Here is an 18340-nt window from a genome sequence, read left to right as displayed (position 1 = left end):
CGGGCTCCCGGAGTCGGGATCTCGACAGATGCCCGTAACGGGATCGTCACAGACACCCCCGGAACGAGGGACCGGCCTCAGCCGGGCAGGACGTCGTCCTCGTCGGCGGGGACCTCGCTCTCCTGCTCCAGGACGTCGGCCTCGTTCGCCTCGCGGTCACCGACCGGGCGGAGCGGGCTGCCCGACTCCCCCGGGCGCGCGGCGAGCTGCTGCTCGAGGGCGTCGGCCTCGGGCACGGTGTCGCCGGGCCCCGTCGCGTCGCCCGCGGTGGTCACCGCCGGTGGGTCCACCAGGGCGTCCTGCTCCGCGCGGTCGGCGTCGTTCGCGGCACCGGGATCGGTCACGTCGTCCTCCGTCGGGGAAGCGGTCGGGTCGCCTTCTATCCTGCCGTCCGGACGACGGTCCGGCAGGCCGGCGATCGGCGGCGGGGGGACGACGGCGTGACCGACGGGCGCCGGGCAGGCACAATCGGGCCGATGGAGGCGTCTGGCGATTACGAGTTCGCGCCGCTGCGGATCCCACCGGGCACGTCCCGGTCCGCGGCGGCGACCATGCTGAGCCTGCAGTCCGACGTCGGCGGATGGGAGCTCGCCCGGCTCCAGCTGCACCCCGACGGCACGCGCAAGGTGATCCTGCGCCGCCGCTCCCGGCTCTCCTACCTGCCCGGACCGGTCGTCTAGCCCCAGTGCTGCGGGCGGCGGAGCCCGGCAGGGACGCGCGTGGTGACGTCGCCCCGGGCCGCGGCCAGCTGCGGGCCGGTGAGGAACAGGCACGCCGAGAGGTCCGCGCCGCGCACGTCGGTCGCCCGCAGGTCGGCGCCGAGCAGGTCCGCCGTCCCCAGGTCCGCGCCGCGCAGGTCGGCCCCGATCAGGTAGGCGCCGCGCAGGCTCGCGTTGCGCAGCCGCGCCCGCCGCAGGTCGCGGCCCATGAGATCGGCACCGCGGCGGTCGGGCCCGGTGGGCGTGCGGACGGCCTCGCTCACCCGCTGCAGCAGCTCCCCCACGCCCGCCCGGTGAGCGCCGACGTCGAGGGCGCGCAGCGCGTCGGCGTCCAGGGCGGCCAGCCGCTCGGTCTCGGCACGGGCGGCCGCGACGGCGGGTTGCAGCGCCGCCGCGCCGGGCAGGGCGGCCGCCTCGGCGAGGTGCCAGAGGGTCTCGTGGAGCTGGCGCATCACCGGCAGGACGGCGAACTGCGCGGTGGCCAGTTCCGGTGACTCCCGCCAGCTCCGCCCGCCGAAGGTCTGCTGGGTGATCCGCTGGCCGGCGCCGAAGCAGTCGAAGACCGTGCAGCCGGGGAAGCCCTCGGGCCGCAGCCGGTCGTGGATGCCGCAGCGGAAGTCCTGCTGCAGGTGCCGGCACGGCGTCCCGGCGGGCTTGTCGACGGCGAAGTCGGCGGACGCGGCGAACGCCGGCGCCACGCAGCACAGCCCGGCGCAGCGGGAGCAGTCGGCGGACAGCCCCTCGCGCCCCGGGACGATCGGGAGCGGGCGGGGCGTCATGGCCGGTCCAGCCTAGGCGGGACCCGTCGACCTACGGGACGAGGACGACCTTGCCGACGGTGCCGCGGTCGCCGAGGCGGGCCAGCGCCTGCGGCGCCTGGTCCAGCGGCAGCACGTCGCCGACCAGCGGGTCGATCAGCCCCTCGCCGACCAGCCGCAGCAGCTCCTCGTGGGTGCGCCAGAACAGCGCCGGCTCGTGCTTGCGGTACAGCCCCCAGTGCAGCCCGACGACGCTGTAGTTCTTGACCAGCACGTGGTTGGCCGGCGCCGACGGGTGCTGCCCGCTGGTGAAGCCGACGACGAGCAGCCGGCCCTCGAAGGCGATGCAGCGCCGGGACTTGTCGAACACCTCGCCGCCGACCGGGTCGTAGACGACGTCCGCGCCGTGCCCGCCGGTGACCTCCTTGACGATCGGGACGAAGTCCTCGGTCGTGTAGTCGATGACGTGGTCGGCACCCAGCTCGCGGCAGATCTCGGTCTTGCGGGCACCACCCGGCCGTGGCGATCACCTTCGCGCCGGCGGCCTTGCCCAGCTGGATCGCGGCCGAGCCGACGCCCCCGGCGCCGGCGTGGACGAGCAGCCACTCCCCCGCCTGCAGGTGCGCCCGGCGGTGCAGGCCGACGTGCCCGGTCGAGTAGGTGAGGTACAGCGAGGCGGCCTTCTCGTCGGAGAGCCCCTCGGGCGCGGGGTACGCGGCGGCGGCGTCCATCAGCGCGTACTCGGCGAAGGCACCCGGCCCGCTGGCGGGCGAGCCGATGACCCGCTGCCCGGTCTCCACGATCTCGCCGCACAGCTCGACACCCGGCGTGTAGGGCAGCGGCGGCTTCTCCTGGTACAGCCCCTGGGCCATCAGGATGTCGGGGAAGTTGAGGGCGGCCGCCCGCACCTTGACCAGCACCTGGCCCTCGCCCGGGGTCGGGATGTCGACCTCGTCGAAGCTCATGACCTCCGCGGGGTCGCCGAGGTCGTGGACCCGCCATGCACGCATGCCCCCGACCTTGCCAGACGCGGGGGTGACCGCCGTCACCTGCCCCCGCCGGGTCTCGCCGTCCGCCAGGCCGTGGCAGGGTGCTGGACACGACGCCGCGCGACGCCGGCCCGACGTGAGGACCGTCTTGAGACAGCACCTGCTGGACCCGCTGCGCTTCTTCGCCGCTTTCGTGGCCAACCCCCGCCAGGTCGGGGCGGTGCTGCCCACCTCGCGTTCCGCGGTGCGCGACATGCTCGACCTCGCCGACGTCCCGGCCGCCGACCTGGTCGTCGAGCTCGGCGCCGGCACCGGCGTGCAGACCGGCGAGATCCTCGCCCGCCTGCGCCCGGACGCCCGGCTGGTGGCCGTGGAGATCGACCAGAAGCTCGCCACGGCGCTGGCCAAGCGCTACGCCGGTGACGACCGGCTCCAGGTGCTCGCCGACTCGGCCGAGAACGTCGCCGCCCACCTCGACGGCCGGCGCGCCGACGTGCTGGTCTCGGCCCTGCCGTTCACGTCGCTGGGACGGCGAGCTGCGGCGGCGGATCCTCGACGAGCTGCCCCGTCTGCTGGGCCCGCGGGGCGTGATGGTGGTGATCCAGTACTCGCCGCTGATGCTGGGTGAGTTCCGCCGACGGTTCCGCTCGGTGCGCTGGCGGATCACGCCGTGGAACGTCCCGCCGGCGTTCCTCTTCGCCTGCTCGCAGGACGATCCCGCCTGATCAGCTCCGGCGGGCCAGCACCTCGCCGCGCAGGGCGTCGTTCATCGCCCGGAACCCGGCCAGCGTGCCGCCGTCCAGGAATCCGCGCAGCGGGCGCACCAGCAGGCCGCTGAACGACTCGCTCTGCACCAGGCGCGTGCCGGCCGGCGTCGCGGTCAGCTCGAAGCGGTGCCGGCCGTCGAACAGCCCGGGGACGCCGAGGTGGCCCAGCCACTCGAGGACGGCGCCGTCGACCACCTCGGTGACCGTGGGCCGGATGGGCAGCGCCCGGCCGCCGGGCGGCTGCAGCCGCAGCGACAGCCGGCTCCCCCGGTGCGACCGTGCCGGCCGCCGACGGGATGAACGGGTTCCACGCCGCGTGGCCGGGGAGGTCGGTCAGCACCGCCCAGACGGCGTCCGGTGGTGCCTCGACGTCGACCGCTGCGGAGATCCGGTGTCGCATGGGCTGCACTCCCGTCCCGGGGCGGCTGCGGTCGGGGCAGTGTCGCCGACCGCAGCCGCACCGGGGAGGGGTCAGGTCGCCGAGCCCGGCTTCAGCGCGCTGGGGACGCCGGCGGTCTCGCCGCTGGCGGTCTTCGCGGCGGGCACGCCCTTGAACTTGTAGGGCACCGCCCCGATCCCCGGCTGCACGATGTAAGCCGCACCCGGCTCGCCGGAGGTCCACGCGGCGATCATGGCGTCCGCGACCTCCTCGGCCGACAGGATCGGGAAGTTGTTCTGGATGAACGTCTCGCGGATGCCGTCGATGATCGCGGTGTCGGCGAAGCCGGGGCAGATCGCGGTCATGCGGATGTTCTCGTCGATCACCCGCGCGGCCATCGAGCGGACGAAGGTGATCGCGCCGCCCTTGGCCACGCTGTAGCCGGGGTCGGTGGCCAGCGGCGCGAGCCCGGCCAGCGAGGCGGTGACGACGATCGAGCCCCCGCCGGCCCGGCGCAGCGCGGGCAGCGCGGCCTCGGTGCCGTAGACGACGCCGAACAGGTCGATCTCGACGACCTTGAGGAACTCGTCGACGTCGAGGGCCTGCCGCGACTTGCCGGCGATCCCGGCGTTGAGGAACGCGGCGTCCAGCCGGCCGTGCTCGGCCTCGACCTGGGCGACGACGGCGGCGTTGGCCGCGCGGTCGGCGACGTCGAGGACGACGAACGGGCAGCCGAGCTCCTCGGCCACCTGGCGGTTGCGCTCGCTGTCGAGGTCGGCGAGGACGACGGTGACGCCGGCTGCCTTCAGCTTGGTGGCGAGGGCGCGGCCGAAGCCACCGGTCCCTCCGGTGATGAGTGCGACGGAACCGGGCTTGAGTGTGGGAGCGGTCACTCCCCCATCATGCCGACCGCAGGAACCGGTCGAGCACCCGGACGCCGAACCGCAGCGACTCGACCGGCACCCGCTCGTCGATGCCGTGGAACAGCGAGGCGAAGTCCAGGTCGGCGGGCAGCCGCAGCGGCGAGAACCCGAAGCAGCGCATGCCGAGACGCTGGAAGCTCTTGGCGTCGGTGCCGCCGCTCATCGTGAACGGCACGGGGCGGGCGCCGTCGTCCTCGGCCCGGAGTGCGGTGACCATCTGGTCGACCAGCGGCCCGTCGAACGTCGTCTCCACGGCCTGGTCGTGGACGAGCCACTCGCGCTGCACGCCCTCGCCGACGAGCGTGGCGAGCTGGCGCTCGAACTCCTCCTCCTGGCCGTAGAGGAAGCGGCCGTCGACGGTGGCCGACGCGGTGCCGGGGATGACGTTGGCCTTGTAGCCGGCGTCGAGCATCGTGGGGTTGGCGGTATTGCGCAGGGCCGCGCCGATCATCCGGCTGATGCTGCCCAGCCGCGCCAGGGCCAGCTCGGGCTCGGCCGGGTCGATCTCGATGCCGTAGGCGTCCTCGACGGCGGCGAGGAACTGGCGCATCGGCGGGGTGAGCGTGAGCGGGAAGCGGTGGCTGCCGATGCGGGCGACGGCCTCGCACAGCCGGGTGACGGCGTTGTCGTCGTGCACGAACGAGCCGTGCCCGGGCTTGCCCCCGGCGGTGAGCCGCATCCAGGCCAGGCCCTTCTCGGCGGTCTGCACCAGGTAGAGGCGCAGGTCGTCGCGGACGGTGATGCTGAAGCCGCCGACCTCGCTGATCGCCTCGGTGCAGCCCTCGAGCAGGTCGGGGTGCTCGTCGACGAGGAAGTGCGCGCCCAGCTTGCCGCCGGCCTCCTCGTCGGCGACGAACGCGAGCACGATGTCGCGGTCGGGCTGCACGCCGGTGCGGGCCCAGTCGCGGACCAGCGCGAGCACCATCGCGTCCATGTCCTTCATGTCGACAGCGCCCCGGCCCCAGATGTAGCCGTCGCGCTCCTCGCCGGAGAACGGGTGCACGCTCCACTCGGCCGGGTCGGCGGGGACGACGTCGAGGTGCCCGTGCACGAGCAGCGCCGGGCGGCTGCGGTCCCGGCCAGGGATGCGGGCGACCAGGCTGGCCCGGCCGCGCTCGGACTCGTGGATGACCGAGTCGATGCCGACCTCGTCGAGCGTGCCCGCGACCCACTCGGCCGCGGCCCGCTCCCCCGCGCTCGTGGCGGTGGCGCCGGTGTTGGTCGAGTCGATCCGGATCAGGTCGGAGAGCAGCTCCGCGACCTCGTCCTGGGCTCGGGTCAGCGGGGCCACCGTGTCGTCGGTCATGCGGCGATCGTGCCACCGGGCGCGTCCCCTCCCCACCGGCTGGAGCAGGGCGCACCGGGCCGGCAGGGGGTGCTTCGGACGCCGGATCGGGTCCGGTAGTCTTGCCACGCACTCGTCCGGGTGGCGGAATGGCAGACGCGCTAGCTTGAGGTGCTAGTGCCCTTTATCGGGCGTGGGGGTTCAAGTCCCCCCTCGGACACAACATCGCCCCGGTGTTCCTGCACGTCAGGAGCCCGGGGCGTTCTGCTGGAACGGCCTCCTAGGGCCTCGTGATACCCGCGTGATACTTCGCGCACCGGATCACCCTTCGAGCAGGGCAGCGAAGCGGTCGGCCGCCTCGCGACCCATGCCGGGGTGCACGTGCTGGTAGACGGTCAGCGTGATCGTGGCGCTCGCGTGGCCCAAGCGCTCTGAGACGACCTTGACCGGCACGCCGTCGGCCAGCAGGAGCGTGGCGTGGGTGTGGCGGAGGTCGTGCAGCCGGATCACCGGCAGCCGCTCCTCCCCCAGCGCTCGACGCGCCCGCGCGATATGGCCGGCGAAGTGGCGGGAGAACCGCTCAGGGTGCCGATGGGTGCCGTCGAAGTTGCTGAGCACGAGCGCCGAGTCGCGCACGAGATCGAGCGCCAACAGTCCGCGAGCGGCCCGGTAGGCTCACGCAGCGCGGCCACGGTGCCGGAGTCCAGGTCGACAACGCGTGACCGGCCCGTCTTGGTGGGGCCCTCGACCAAGCGCTCGCCGGCGCCCTTGGTCTTCACGACGCCGACGCTGCGGCGGATGGCGAGGCGGCCGGCGTCCAAGTCGATGTCGCGCCAGCGCAGGGCCAGCGCTTCTCCGCGGCGCATCCCGGTGGCCGCTAGCAGCCGCCAGCCTATGGCGAGGTCCTCGTCATAGGCCTCCGCCCAGCTGAGGAACCGGCCAAGCTCGGCCGCGGTCCACGCCTGCATCTCCGGAGGACGCGCCTCCGATGGGCTCGGCGGTGTCGACCGGTCGGTCGGGTTGACCGAGAGCCGTCCCTGTGTGACCGCGTCACCCAGCGCCGACCGCAGGATGGTGTACACGTAGCGCACCGTTCGGGCGGAGAGACCGCCCTGACCATCCGCGCGGCCGGACTCCTCCAGTGTGCGCATCCATGCGTCCACCGCTGGACCGGTGAGCCGGGCGACCGACTGTGCACCGAGGTACGGATCGATGTGCAGCCGGATGTTCTTCCGGTAGGAGGCCAGCGTTGAGGGGCTGAGCCGCTGGCCCTGGATCCACTCGGCGAGGTAGGCGTCGAGACGCTGCTTCGACGGCTCGACCCACTCCCCCACTTCGGCCTTGCGGACCTCCGCGCGCAGTGCCGCAGCGGCGTCCTTCCTGGTCTTGAACCCGCGCTTGAGGACGACGCGCCTTGTACCGTCCGGTCGCTGAGCAGTGAACTTGATCAGGAAGCGCGGACCAGCCTTGGTCATGTACTCGCTGATCCCGCCCTCGCCCGCCTGCCGTCTCCGCGGCTTCACCATCGCAGACCTCCATCGCTCGACCCCGCGACTCCGCTGTCAGCCGGATGACTGCTTCAGGCCAGCCACGGCAACGACTACGGAACGCCCAGCGGTAGTCCGGCGGCCGGCACCGGCAGCCATCTGTGGACGCAAGCCGACGCTGTGGACGACGGTCAGGACGCGACCGCCCAGCTGAACGCCCGCACCGTGGGACTCTTCACGAGCGACCTACCGAGCCTCTCCAGTCCTTCTCCGGTAGGCCGCCCTGCGGAGAGGTACCGCGTGGACGCACTCGATCCTCGGTCTCGGACGTCGATGACGCGACGAAAATCGCGGGACATGAAGAGCGCGGCGCGATAGCCGGACTTCCAAACTGGCCATGCCGGTTCGATCCCGGTCACCCGCTCCATGCCCTGACCGGCTCGTATGTCCGTCTGGGTGACGTCCCCGCTGGTGGTGTAAGTCCAGGCCACGACCGCGTGGGTGATCACGTGCGAGGGGCCATCGTGTGATGGTCAGCGAGACCACGCCAATGGTTCTCGCGGAAGGACACAGCACACGATGGCCCTGGACCAGTCTGCCCTGCTCGAGGTGCTCGATGCACTGAAGGCCGCCGATGTCGATGACCGGATCCGGTCGGCAGCGACCACGATCTACCAGGCCTTGATTGAGGCCGAGCTCACCGCGGTGATCGGTGCCGCCCCGCACGAGCGCACCGAGGCCCGGACCGCGCAGCGCAACGGCTCCGCCCGAGAACCCTGTCGACGACGGCCGGGGATCTGGAGTTGCGGATCCCGAAGCTGCGCGCCGGCTCGTTCTTCCCATCGCTGCTGGAGCGGCGTCGGCGGATCGACCAGGCGCTGTTCGCGGTGGTCATGGAGGCCTACCTGCACGGCGTCTCGACTCGGAAGGTCGATGACCTGGTCAAGGCGCTCGGCGCGGACACCGGGATCAGCAAGAGCGAAGTCAGCCGGATCTGCGCCGACCTCGATGAGGAGGTGGCCGCCTTCGCCGACCGCTCGCTGGCCGATCAGGCCTTCCCCTACGTGTTCCTCGACGCGACCTACTGCAAGGCGCGAGTCAACCGGCGGGTGGTCTCCCAGGCCGTCGTGATCGCCACCGGGGTGGCCGCCGACGGACACCGGGAGGTGCTCGGCTTCGCCGTCGGCGACTCCGAGGACGGCGCCTTCTGGACAGCGTTCCTGCGCTCACTGAAGGCCCGCGGGCTGACCGGCACGCAGCTGGTCATCTCCGACGCCCACGCCGGGTTGAAGGCCGCCATCAGCGCGGTCCTGCTCGGCGCCAGTTGGCAGCGCTGCCGGGTGCACTTCATGCGCAACGTGCTCGCTCAGGTGCCGCGCGGCAACAGCGAGATGGTCGCCGCCGCCATCCGCACGATCTTCGCCCAGCCCGACGCCGAACACGTGCACTCCCAGCTCGACGTCATCGCCGGCATGCTCGGCCGCCAGTTCCCGAAGGTCGAGGCGATGCTGCGCGAGGCCGAGGAGGACCTGTTGGCCTTCGCTGGATTCCCGGTCGCGCACTGGAAGAAGATCTGGTCGACCAATCCCCTGGAACGGCTGAATAAGGAGATCAAGCGCCGCACCGACGTCGTGGGCGTTTTCCCCAACCCCGAGGCACTGCTGCGGCTGGCCGGCGCGGTGCTGGTCGAGGCGCACGACGAATGGCAGGTCTCCGACCGCCGCTACCTCTCCGAGGGCTCCATGGCCGTGCTCAACCACCCGAACCCGACCAAGGAGGTGGCGCAACCGGCACTGATCGCGTCATAGTCACCACACCGCTGACCAACACGGTGAGGACTACATCCACCACTCAGCGGGACGTCACCTCCGTCTGCGCAGCTCAGCGCAGCCTGTGCGCCGCTCCCGTGCCATAACGGTGCTGACCCCTGCTGACCGCTGATCACCGGCTTTGGCCGGTGCTTAAGGCACGGATAAGGCACGCCCCGGCCGTGAATGACCTCGACGTCGCGCAGCTTCGTGCAGGTGCAGGGGCACGGGCCGCCAGCCCACGAGCGACGCTGCGTATGGACCGCCAAGCGTTGTCTCGTGGCCGGCCTGTGCCGCATCAAGAGCGGCCGGCGCACCGTGATCGCGGGCTGACCGTCCCGCGTCTTTCACGCGTCGTGGCGGACATAAAGCGGTGGCAGCGAGTCCACCACCCTGATCGTCTCCAAGGAGACTGTGACGACGCGTGCCAGCAGATCAACGATGTAGCGCGGATCGCCGACTTCGCGGGACCAGTTGTTGGGGTCGTTGACGATGCCCGACGCCTTGTCGGTCTTCACCCAGTAGCGGTCGATGATCCACTCGATGGCCGACCGGCTGCCGAGCATGTACCGGTACGCCTCTTCTGGGATGCCGCGCAGGGTGATCCGGTCGTTGTAGTGGATCACCGACCGATCGTGTCGTAGCCCAGCGGCCTTCTGCTCCGCGGTCGGCTTGCCGAAGGCCATCTTCTTGTCCCGGACAGCGAAGAACGCGTAGTCCGCCTCGCCGCCGGGACCGGAGACGTCGAGGCCCTCCAGCGGGTACGGCTCGACGGTCTCGTAGCCCAGGTGCAGCTCGGCCAACTGCTTACCCGCGTCGACGAAGGCGCGGAAGTCCATGACGAACGGGATGCGGGGCAGCATCTTCTTTATATCCGCGGCGTAGTTCTCCCGGTACTCCGGCGAGTGCAGCAGCCCGTACACATAGTTGAAGATGTCGTCCTTGCTCAGCGACTCGTTCGGGTACGCCGCCGAGAACGCGGCCAGTGCCTCATCGGTTATGTTGTCGATACGCCGGTAGCCGTCGACCACCTCCCCCTGGTGGACGTCGAACATCCCCGACTCGTCGACCTTCTCGTACCGCCACCGCGCGAAGAACTTGCCGCCACTACCTGCGCCTGTGACATGAAGGTTCGGTAGGCAGTCGAGACTGAGTACCGAGAAGGGGACATCCGAGCCCGCCCCGACCTGGTAAATGCCGAGATTGCTCGCCTGTGGAGCAGGGAAAAGCTCGTATAGGCGGTAGACCATGTCGTTCAATGCGCGACTGAAGTAGACCGCTTGCTTGGTGAATGGGCGATACACACTGGTCACGACTCGGTCCTCTTCGAAGCGGCGCTCCCGCCGCCGGTCGAGGTCCGCCAGAAGACTGCGATTCCAGCTGATCAGCTTGTCGTCGCGGGTCGCATTGGACGAGGACCGCCCAGCGGCCCTGTCAGCCTCGTAGGTGCTGACAAGGCGCCGCATGTTTGCTTCGACCGCGTGTGGCCCGAACGAGTAGCACCAGGGATCCCGGTTCGTCTTGAGGCCGCCCGACTGGACGGCGAACACGTCCTCCACGGGCAGAAAGCGGTCGAAGTCGTCGGTTCGCTGATTCACCCAGTCGCCGTGCTCGTTGGCGATGATGACGACCGGGGTCAGGCTGCCGATGCTGCCGACTTCCGCAACCGTGGCAAGCTTCTCCTCGCGGGTGAGATAGTCGCCGACGTCGGTGTAATGCACGCTGGCCGGCCCAGTCGCTGCCGGCTCCTTGACCAGAATCGTGATGGCCACGGTGGCCCGGCTGCCGCTGCCGAAGACCTTGCCGCCCTCGCGCCGAGAATCCTCACCCGAGGTGCGCTGGTTGCCACGCAGGTTGAAGACGTGAATCGCGGAGAACTCTTCGGCGAGCGTCTTGCGCATGCCGTCAGCGGTGTTCGAGTCCAGAAACCCGCCGTTGGTCACGAACGCCACGATGCCGCGGTCCTGAATCCGCAGCGTGGCCCACTTGATGGCCCGGATGTACGAGTCGTACAGCGAGTTCTTGTTGGTCGCCGTCGACCGCGCGGCGTAGGTGTCCCGAATCGCGGCGTCCAGGGTCGGGTACTTCTCATTCGCGTTGTCGTCGTTGGCGGAATCCTGCCCAGATGAATAGGGCGGATTGCCGATGATGACCTGGATCGGCAACTGCTTCTGCCGTTCCAGCCGCTCGTTGTTCTCCGGCATGACGTCGATGTCCTGCTGGTCGCCGTCTTCCCACGACTGGAAGCTGTCGGTGAGCACCAGGCCGGGAAACGGCTGCGGCGTCCCCTCGAGATCCTCGAACGTCGTCTCGATATTGGCCGCGGCGATGTAGTAGGCCAGCAGCAGAATCTCGTTGGCGTGCAGCTCGTTGGCGTACTTCCGCGCCAGGTCGTGCGGCTCGATCAGGCCGCTCTGCAGCAGCCGCACCAGGAAAGTCCCGGTGCCGGTAAACGGGTCGAGCACGTGCACGCCCTCATCGGTAAGCCCCTGGCCGAACTCGGCGCGCAGCACCTCGTCGGCCGAGCGGAGGATGAAGTCGACGATCTCCACCGGCGTGTAGACGATGCCGAGCTTCGCCACCGTCTTCGGGAACGCGGTTGCGAAGAACTTGTCGTAGAGCTCGACGAGCACCCGCTGCTTGCCGGCCGCGTTGTCCACCCCGGCCACCCGCTTGCGCACGGTGTCGTAGAAGCCCTCGAGCGTCTCGTTCTCCACGCCGACAGCGTGCGCATCGAGCACCGCCAGCATGTTCTCCATCGTCCGAGCCACCGGGTTGCCGGCCAGGAAGCTGGAGTGGGCGAACAGCGCCTCGAACACCGGCCGGGTGATCAGGTGCTGGGCCAGCATGTCGATCGCGGCGTCATCGGTGATCGAGTCGTTCAGATTCCCGCGCAGGCCGGCGACGAAGTGCTCGAACTCGTCGGCCGCCGGTCCGGGCTTGGCGAGCAGGCCCTTGATCCGGGTGACATGGGCGGCGGCGATGTCGGCGATGTCCTTCGCCCAGGTCTCCCAGTACCGGCGCTCGCCGACCTTGGCGACGATCCGCGCGTACATCGCGTCCCGGAATTCGTCGGCCGGGAACTCCATGAGCAGCTGCTCGGTGGTCTTCCGCGTGGGCTGGTCCGGGTCGGGCACGGTCACGCCGTCGCCGTCCGTCGGGCCGGTGATCGTGACGATCTCGACGGTGTCGGGCTTTCGCTTGTTCAGCTCGATCTGGTTGACCATCGCGTGGAACCGGTCGTCATGGCTGCGCAGCGCCTGCAGCACCTGCCAGACGACCTTGTAGCGCTCGTTGTCCCGCAGCGCCTCCTCCGGGGCGATGCCGCTGGGCACCACCACCGGCAGCACGATGTAGCCGAGCTCCTTGCCGGGTGCCTTGCGCATCACCCGGCCGACGGACTGCACAACGTCCACCTGCGAGCCGCGCGGGGTGAGGAACAGCACCGCGTCCAGCGCCGGCACGTCGACGCCCTCGGACAGACACCGGGCGTTGGTGAGCACCCGGCACACGCCGTCCTGCGGGGTCTCCTTCAGCCAGGCCAGGTGCGTGTTGCGCTCGTGAACCCCCATGGTGCCATCGACGTGCGCCGCCTGGATGCGGAGTCGCGGCCGGTCCTCGGGCGTGTCGATCTGCGCCCGGTCGGCGAGGTCGGGGAACGCGGCAGCCGCCGCTTTGGACGCCTTGATGTGCTGGGCGAAGGCCACCGCGGTCCGCATCGGTGTGGGGTCGACGACCGCACCGTCGCCGATGGTCGCTGCCGGTCCGAAGTTCTTCGCGAGACCGTTCCAGCAGCCGATGAGCTTCGCGGCCTGGTCGAGCGGGATCTCTCCGGAGTTGGCCATGGCCTGCTGGAAATTTTCCGCGACGTACTTTTCGTGCGACCGCCAGCACCAGCACCTTGTAGTCGGTGAGCAGGTCGGCCTCGACCGCCTGCCCGAAGCTGAGCCTGTGCAGCTCGGGGCCGAAGACCTCCACGTCGCCCATGTCGGCCAGCACCGCGTCGGCATCGGTCGCCTTGCGCTTGACCTCTTCGCCGAACACCCGTGGAGTCGCGGTCATGTAGAGCCGCTTGGTCGCCTTGAGGGCGTCGGCATCGTGCACCCGGACGAACGTCGACTCGTCCCCCTCGGCCAAAGTGACGCCGGTCGTGCGGTGGGCCTCGTCGCAGACGACCAGGTCGAAGCTCGGCAGGCCCCGCTCCTGGGCCTGGATCACCACGTCGATCGACTGGTAGGTGGAGAAGACCACCCGCATGCGTCCGGGAGCCTGCTCGCCCTTCTCGAAGCGAGTCAGCAAGGTCTGCGGATCGGTCGAGGCGGGCTCGGTCAGGTCGATCGGGAGCTGGTCGGCGTCGTCGGACGGCGTGCGCCGTCCGACCCGGACGTCGGAGCAGACTGCGTACGGCGCGATGTCCACCTCGGCGTTGGCCATCCACTCCCGCAGGCTCTGGCTCAGCAGCTGGATGCTCGGCACGAGAAACAGCACGGCGCCGCCCGCGCCCACCAGGTCCTCGGCGATCCGCAGGCTCGTGAAGGTCTTCCCGGTGCCGCAGGCCATCACCAGCTGGCCCCGGTCGTGCTCGGCGAGCCCGACGCGGACGTCATCCAGCGCCTTCTGCTGGTGTGGGCGCAGCGCCTTCTTGCCCGTCGGGACGACGATCTCCGGCGTCGTCCAGGAGAACTGGTCCCAGTCGATGGCGGCGTCGGCCAGGTACCCGATGTCGACGCGCTGGGCCACTCCCCCGGCCAGCGTCTCCTCGGCGTTGGCCGACCAGCCGGCCGCGGTGTCGAACACTATCCGCCTGGTGAACTGCGAGGAGGCCGAGGCGGAGATGAACGAGTCGATGTCGGCCTTGGCGACCGTGCGACCCGGTGCGTAAAACTTGCACTGGATGGCGGTGAGCCCGCCGTCGTCGGCATTCGCCGCGACCAGGTCGATGCCGGTGTCCGGCCGACCGGCACGCTCGGGCCAGTCCGACCACAGCCAGACGTCGGAGAACCGCGACTTCCACTCGGGGTCGGAGGTCAGGTAGGCCCTGATCAGTCGCTCGAACTTGCTGCCCTTGTCCCGCTCGTCCAGCGCTTCGCTGCGAAGCCGGTCCAGGACAGCGTGGATGGTCCCCGTCACGCTTCGCATCTTGCCCGACAGAACGTCCGGACAGGGTTGCCCCGCCCGGACGAGTCAACCCCTCGCAGGGCCCAAGATTGACTGGCCCGCGTCCATCGACGTTGACCTACGGTCGACGACCACCTGGTTCAACCCGTCATCTGAGGCTCTGCAACACGAGGTGCTGGGTTACTTGACGTGTCTACGGCGCTGGGCGGCGCGCTCGACGACGCTCTACGACCGCGACTTGATCAGAGGGACTGCTGGCTCGAACTTCCAACTCCGACACTGCCAGGCCGTCATGATCGCGTTCGTCGTAGTTCGCTGGCGTTCTGTATGCCGCTTGAGCCGCCTCTTTGCGCGACGGCGGGTAACGAGGAACTAGCGCGGACGGGGCCAACTGCAACCACGAGTGCAACCAGCCCGGTTCCATGCCGGGTCGCCAATGACCACCTACGCCAGCGTTGAGTTATAGCCGCCGTCTGCGAGCAGTGGGTGATGGGGCCAAGACGCCAGCTCCGTGTCGGAGGTGACTCGCCGGTCCGGCGTAACGGTGGTTTCCAATCCCCCTCGGGCACTTGTCAGTGATTCCCCCAGCCGGCTGGACCTTGCTCGACCCGCGCAACCCGCATGACGTCCCTCCCACGCGCTGGGAACATGACGGGGTGAGTGCGTCCGACCCCGACGAGGAATCAACATCCCTCCCAATGCCACGGCCGGACGTACCTCCTGGAGCCGACCTTCCCTCGACGGTCGGCGAGGGCACAACCGGGTCCGCGGAGGTGGGCCACGAGAGTCCCGACGAGGGCGCCACCTCCGATGACGATCCACCTCCGGCCGCTCCCCTGCCCTACACGTTTGCAGCCACGGACGTACCCCACGCTGCACGCGTCCTCGACGCCGCGTTCACCGACCTGATCGAGGGTTGGGAGGGATGGGGGGCCATCGAGAAGGCCGTCAAGGAGTTCACCTCACCGCTGAGCGAGGAGTGTGTTCGGGTCCTCGGGCAGCTCGCCGCCCGGCCCCTCAACCTCGAGCTGCGGGGACGACCTGGCACCGACCTCGCCGTCGGCGGCGGCCTTGGCCTTCCCTCCATCAGGGACGTGGGTGCCGACGACGTCGCCCTGTGGGAAGCACTCGCAGAGGAGGTCACTGCACCGGCCGCGCTCGCCCGCCTCAGCGATCTGCTGTTTCTGCGCCGTGTTGGGAATGTCGGTGGTCACGCCCGGCGTGCGGGGCGCGCCTACCTCGACGCCGTCGGCGACCGCGCCGACGACATGGACACCACCACCTACCTGGTGCGGGCATGGACCCTCTGCCGGCTGGTCAAAGCTGCCGAAGTTGAGGGAGAGGTACTCGACGAGATCGAACGACGCGTCGACTCTCTCGTGGCCGGTGACGGCAAGAATCGTCCCGGCGTCCTGTTTCCGCTCGTGGCGGCTCTGTGTGAGAAGCCCCTGGACGCCACGCAGACCACGTCCCTCCGTGACCACGCCAACACGGTTCTCACCACCCTTGCCTCCGTGGTGTCGCGCGCCGACCTCGCCTCGGAGGTCGCGTCCATGCGACGCAAGGTCGCGGGCGGTGCAGCCACCGCCGGCGACCTGGCCGCGATCGACGGGGACGAACTCGCCGGCTACCTGCGCGACGCCGATGCCTCCCCGAACGCTGCGGTGCGGATGCACCGCCTGGAAGCGGCTGCCCGCACCGCGACCACGCGCGGCATGACGAACCACGCGCGCGACATCGCCGCCAAGATGCAGGCCATCCGGCCCGAAGAGCTCGGGATGCAGCGCATCAGCGCCAGCAGCAGCCTGCCCAACTGGGTCCCGGAGTCCTACCTCGATGAGTTCACGCGAGGCTCCGACTGGCGGAGGGGCATCGCCGTGTTCCTGCTCAGCCCGAATGCTCCGTCAGGCAGCGTTAGCAGCCTTCGGGAGTACGCCGTCGAACGACGTGGCAGCCTCGGCCGGCTCTTCTCGACCACGATCTACGGCAACGGACTGCCCCAAGCCACCTTCTCCTCCGAGGCCGAGCAGGACCGCCACGACATGGCTTTCGCCGGGCGCGTCGCCGCCGAGAACCACGGTCAGCTGCTAGCGATCGCCCTGCACCGGATCTCGGAGAGGTTCGGCACGCCCGACCTGGACGAGCTGACCGGCCTGCTGATCAACGTCGGCGCCGCCGACCCCCGCCTCGCCCGCAGCCTCGCCAAGGGCTTCATCTACTTCTGGGCCGGCGACTACGAGGCCGCCGTCTGCGTCCTGATCCCCAAGATCGAGGCCGCCGCGCGCGCACTGCTCCGCGAGCTGGACGAAGGGATCTACCGCGTTCAGGTCGACAAGAGCCCCGGGGGCTACCCCGGCCTCTATGTGTTGCTGACCGAACTCGAAAAGCTCGCTCTCGACGAGGACTGGGCCTGGTTCCTGCGCTGGCTCCTCCTCGGCCCACTCGGGGCGAACATCCGCAACGAAGTCGCGCACGGTTTCGTCACCGAGCTCACTCCCACCTACACCGCGCTCGTCCTGCGCGCCGCGGCCGTGCTCATCACCGCCAGCCCCATCGCCGACGACCTTGGCCGCCACGTCGATGTCCTTCCGCAGCTACGGCCCCTCACCGGCGCTGCGCACATCGCCGACACCATCTTGGTCAAGATCGCCACCGCTGGATTGAGGCTGCACAGCGCGGTCGAGGGCCGGCGCGCCCGACTACGAAGCCGCCTCCTCGACGGATCGAGCGGACCCACCTCGTCCGCATGACCCATCCAGGGCGCGAAGCCGATTCCATCAGCGGTTGGGCAGAGCTCAGGGCAATCACGCAAGCCGGCGGGCTTACCCTCCACGGCCGCCGGGCCGTGCATGCGGTCCTGGCGGATCTCGAGGCCCTGCTCGGGCCCTCCTGGCTCCGTCGCCAGCAAGCCGCGTATGGCGGGCTGCCGCCCGAGCTGCGCCTGTTCGCGTTTCATGCTGGCGCGCTACCGCAGTTCCTCAGCCTGGGACTACGACTGGCCGCCGCCACGGCCGAGCCATCATTCGCGCGGGTGCGCGCCGAGCTCAAGCGCGGCCTGGACCAGCAAGCCTGGCGACACCTGCTCCTGCAGCTGGAAGTGGGGCGCCTTGCGACCGCGACCGGTTGGCGAGCGGGCTTCGAGCCGCCCACCCCCGACAGCGACCGCCGCGCCGACGTCGTCTTCAACACAGCCGACGGGCGGATGCCGCTGGTCGTGGAGACAACATCACTGTTCCGTTCCGACCCCGACCGCGACCACCATGCCTACGAAGATCACCTCGTGGACGCGCTGCTCGCCATCGAGCAACGCCACGGAGTCGTCACCATCACCCACCTCACCGGCCATCTCGACGCCGCCGCGACCGGCGCGTGGCTTCGCGAGGTCGACGCCGCCGCAGTGCTCGTGTCACGAGGCGGCACGGGTCAGACACTCCGCACCCCGGCCGGAACGATTCAGGTGGTGTCCGAGCCGCCCACCGACGGCACAACCTTCCTGGGCGCGCCCATGCATGGCGACCGTTGGTACCGCCTCGCCCGCTCTGTAGGAGGGAAGATCCGGCAGACCAGCGGCTGGCCCTCGATCTGGATCCGTGTCGATGCGCTCGACGGACTGTTCCAGTTCACCGACTGGCAGCAGCGACCGTGGCCCGACCGCATCCAACTCTTGAGCGTCGCCTTCCGTGCGGCTTTTCCCGATGCGTCACACGTGGCTGGGGTGGTGGTGTCCTCCGGGCTGGCCGTGGCACCCGGAGCCACCGACCCGACCATCGAGGACGTCACCGTTGTTGCGAGCGAAGGAACCGGGCTGCGGCGCACCGTCTGCCCGCACCTGGTGCGCGAGACGGTGATCATCCCCCTACAGGCAGACGTCGACGAGCAACTCCAAGTGTGGGCCGCGGGATACGCCGGCGAGCGGTCGTGGCTCGAGAGCGACCTCCAGACCGCGGGACTGGCGCCGCTGGCGCAGCTCTGGCAGGACTGACGGGGGAAACCAGGTTGTCGCTTCGAGTCGGACATGCCCCTTGACCTGCCCACGGGTCGCCAGCGCGTCCGGGTCCGCGATCGCCGCTGCCCTACTGTGGAGCCCTCGGGCAGCAGAACCAGTGG

Annotated in this window: 13 protein-coding genes, 1 tRNA gene and 4 pseudogenes; 6 read left to right on the top strand and 12 right to left on the bottom strand. The window is 70.1% G+C overall.

All coding sequences use genetic code 11. The features are described 5' to 3' along the window. Positions 1–77 precede the first annotated feature (77 nt). Entirely contained in the window at positions 78–344 is a 267-nt protein-coding gene (locus tag JKP76_RS14665) for a hypothetical protein (protein ID WP_200491680.1), read from the bottom strand. Between the two features lie 132 nt (positions 345–476). Between JKP76_RS14665 and JKP76_RS14660 the strand changes: the two genes are divergently transcribed. After that, positions 477–680, top strand: coding sequence for a DUF5703 family protein (locus JKP76_RS14660; protein ID WP_200491679.1), 204 nt, complete (start codon positions 477–479; stop codon positions 678–680). Here JKP76_RS14660 and JKP76_RS14655 read toward each other — a convergent pair. The 3 genes and pseudogenes from JKP76_RS14655 to JKP76_RS24160 form a co-directional block, all read right to left on the bottom strand. Next, positions 677–1498, bottom strand: coding sequence for a pentapeptide repeat-containing protein (locus JKP76_RS14655; protein WP_200491678.1), 822 nt, complete (start codon positions 1496–1498; stop codon positions 677–679). The two genes, JKP76_RS14660 and JKP76_RS14655, sit on opposite strands and share 4 nt — an antisense overlap. A 31-nt stretch (positions 1499–1529) precedes the next feature. Continuing rightward, positions 1530–1940 carry a zinc-binding dehydrogenase gene (locus JKP76_RS21280; RefSeq protein ID WP_309233066.1) on the bottom strand — a complete coding sequence of 137 codons (411 nt, stop codon included), beginning with the start codon at positions 1938–1940 and terminating at the stop codon, positions 1530–1532. Positions 1941–2238: 298 nt separating this feature from the next. Continuing rightward, positions 2239–2349: pseudogene (locus JKP76_RS24160) on the bottom strand (NADPH:quinone oxidoreductase family protein); the annotation flags it as partial. Between the two features lie 265 nt (positions 2350–2614). Here JKP76_RS24160 and JKP76_RS14645 point away from each other — a divergent pair. After that, positions 2615–3094, top strand: coding sequence for a class I SAM-dependent methyltransferase (locus tag JKP76_RS14645; protein WP_242471959.1), 480 nt, complete (start codon positions 2615–2617; stop codon positions 3092–3094). 97 nt (positions 3095–3191) lie between these two features. Here the strand turns inward: JKP76_RS14645 and JKP76_RS21265 are convergent, their stop codons facing one another. From JKP76_RS21265 to JKP76_RS14630, 4 genes and pseudogenes are all read right to left on the bottom strand, one after another. Next, a complete protein-coding gene (locus JKP76_RS21265) occupies positions 3192–3428 on the bottom strand; it encodes a hypothetical protein (protein WP_242471958.1) in 237 nt (78 codons plus the stop codon). 40 nt (positions 3429–3468) lie between these two features. Then, positions 3469–3633: pseudogene (locus JKP76_RS24155) on the bottom strand (SRPBCC family protein); the annotation flags it as partial. Positions 3634–3704: 71 nt separating this feature from the next. After that, on the bottom strand, positions 3705–4505 hold the full coding sequence (locus JKP76_RS14635) for an SDR family oxidoreductase (protein ID WP_200491676.1): 801 nt from the start codon (positions 4503–4505) through the stop codon (positions 3705–3707). A gap of 7 nt (positions 4506–4512) precedes the next feature. Further along, entirely contained in the window at positions 4513–5841 is a 1329-nt protein-coding gene (locus tag JKP76_RS14630; protein ID WP_200491675.1) for a M20/M25/M40 family metallo-hydrolase, read from the bottom strand. 114 nt (positions 5842–5955) lie between these two features. Here JKP76_RS14630 and JKP76_RS14625 point away from each other — a divergent pair. Beyond that, positions 5956–6040 (top strand) — tRNA-Leu (locus JKP76_RS14625). 101 nt (positions 6041–6141) lie between these two features. On the opposite strand, the gene JKP76_RS22635 is transcribed toward JKP76_RS14625, so the two are convergent. Together JKP76_RS22635 and JKP76_RS14615 are read right to left on the bottom strand one after the other, a co-directional pair. Next, positions 6142–6438: a tyrosine-type recombinase/integrase gene (locus JKP76_RS22635; protein ID WP_200491674.1), complete on the bottom strand. Its 297-nt coding sequence runs from the start codon at positions 6436–6438 to the stop codon at positions 6142–6144. Beyond that, positions 6327–7346 (bottom strand): tyrosine-type recombinase/integrase, encoded by a 1020-nt coding sequence (locus JKP76_RS14615; protein WP_200491673.1) that lies wholly within the window; start codon positions 7344–7346, stop codon positions 6327–6329. The genes JKP76_RS22635 and JKP76_RS14615 overlap by 112 nt, the downstream gene beginning before the upstream one ends. Before the next feature lie 540 nt (positions 7347–7886). On the opposite strand from JKP76_RS14615, the pseudogene JKP76_RS14610 reads away from it, so the two are divergent. Continuing rightward, positions 7887–9115: pseudogene (locus tag JKP76_RS14610) on the top strand (IS256 family transposase). Positions 9116–9462: 347 nt separating this feature from the next. Here JKP76_RS14610 and JKP76_RS14605 read toward each other — a convergent pair. Continuing rightward, positions 9463–12822, bottom strand: coding sequence for a type ISP restriction/modification enzyme (locus tag JKP76_RS14605; RefSeq protein WP_309232997.1), 3360 nt, complete (start codon positions 12820–12822; stop codon positions 9463–9465). A gap of 397 nt (positions 12823–13219) precedes the next feature. Next, positions 13220–14254: pseudogene (locus JKP76_RS21260) on the bottom strand (DEAD/DEAH box helicase family protein); the annotation flags it as partial. A 752-nt stretch (positions 14255–15006) separates the two neighbouring features. Here JKP76_RS21260 and JKP76_RS23550 point away from each other — a divergent pair. Further along, entirely contained in the window at positions 15007–16983 is a 1977-nt protein-coding gene (locus JKP76_RS23550; protein ID WP_200491672.1) for a DUF4209 domain-containing protein, read from the top strand. Further along, positions 16980–18215, top strand: a complete 1236-nt coding sequence (locus JKP76_RS14595) for a hypothetical protein (protein WP_200491671.1) — start codon at positions 16980–16982, stop codon at positions 18213–18215. Before JKP76_RS23550 ends, JKP76_RS14595 begins: the two co-directional genes overlap by 4 nt. The last annotated feature ends 125 nt before the right edge of the window (positions 18216–18340 follow it).

Source organism: Blastococcus sp. TML/C7B, assembly GCF_016612845.1.
GTDB lineage: Bacteria > Actinomycetota > Actinomycetes > Mycobacteriales > Geodermatophilaceae > Blastococcus.
Note: the sequence above shows the minus strand (reverse complement) of the source record. Positions and strands in the feature narration are given on the sequence as shown.

Excerpts from the sequence above, each read along its gene's own strand:
- JKP76_RS14660 (WP_200491679.1), top strand. The coding sequence starts at position 477 with ATGGAGGCGTCTGGCGATTACGAGTTCGCGCCGCTGCGGATCCCACCG.
- JKP76_RS14630 (WP_200491675.1), bottom strand. The coding sequence starts at position 5,841 with ATGACCGACGACACGGTGGCCCCGCTGACCCGAGCCCAGGACGAGGTC.
- JKP76_RS14615 (WP_200491673.1), bottom strand. The coding sequence starts at position 7,346 with ATGGTGAAGCCGCGGAGACGGCAGGCGGGCGAGGGCGGGATCAGCGAG.
- JKP76_RS14655 (WP_200491678.1), bottom strand. The coding sequence starts at position 1,498 with ATGACGCCCCGCCCGCTCCCGATCGTCCCGGGGCGCGAGGGGCTGTCC.
- JKP76_RS14595 (WP_200491671.1), top strand. The coding sequence starts at position 16,980 with ATGACCCATCCAGGGCGCGAAGCCGATTCCATCAGCGGTTGGGCAGAG.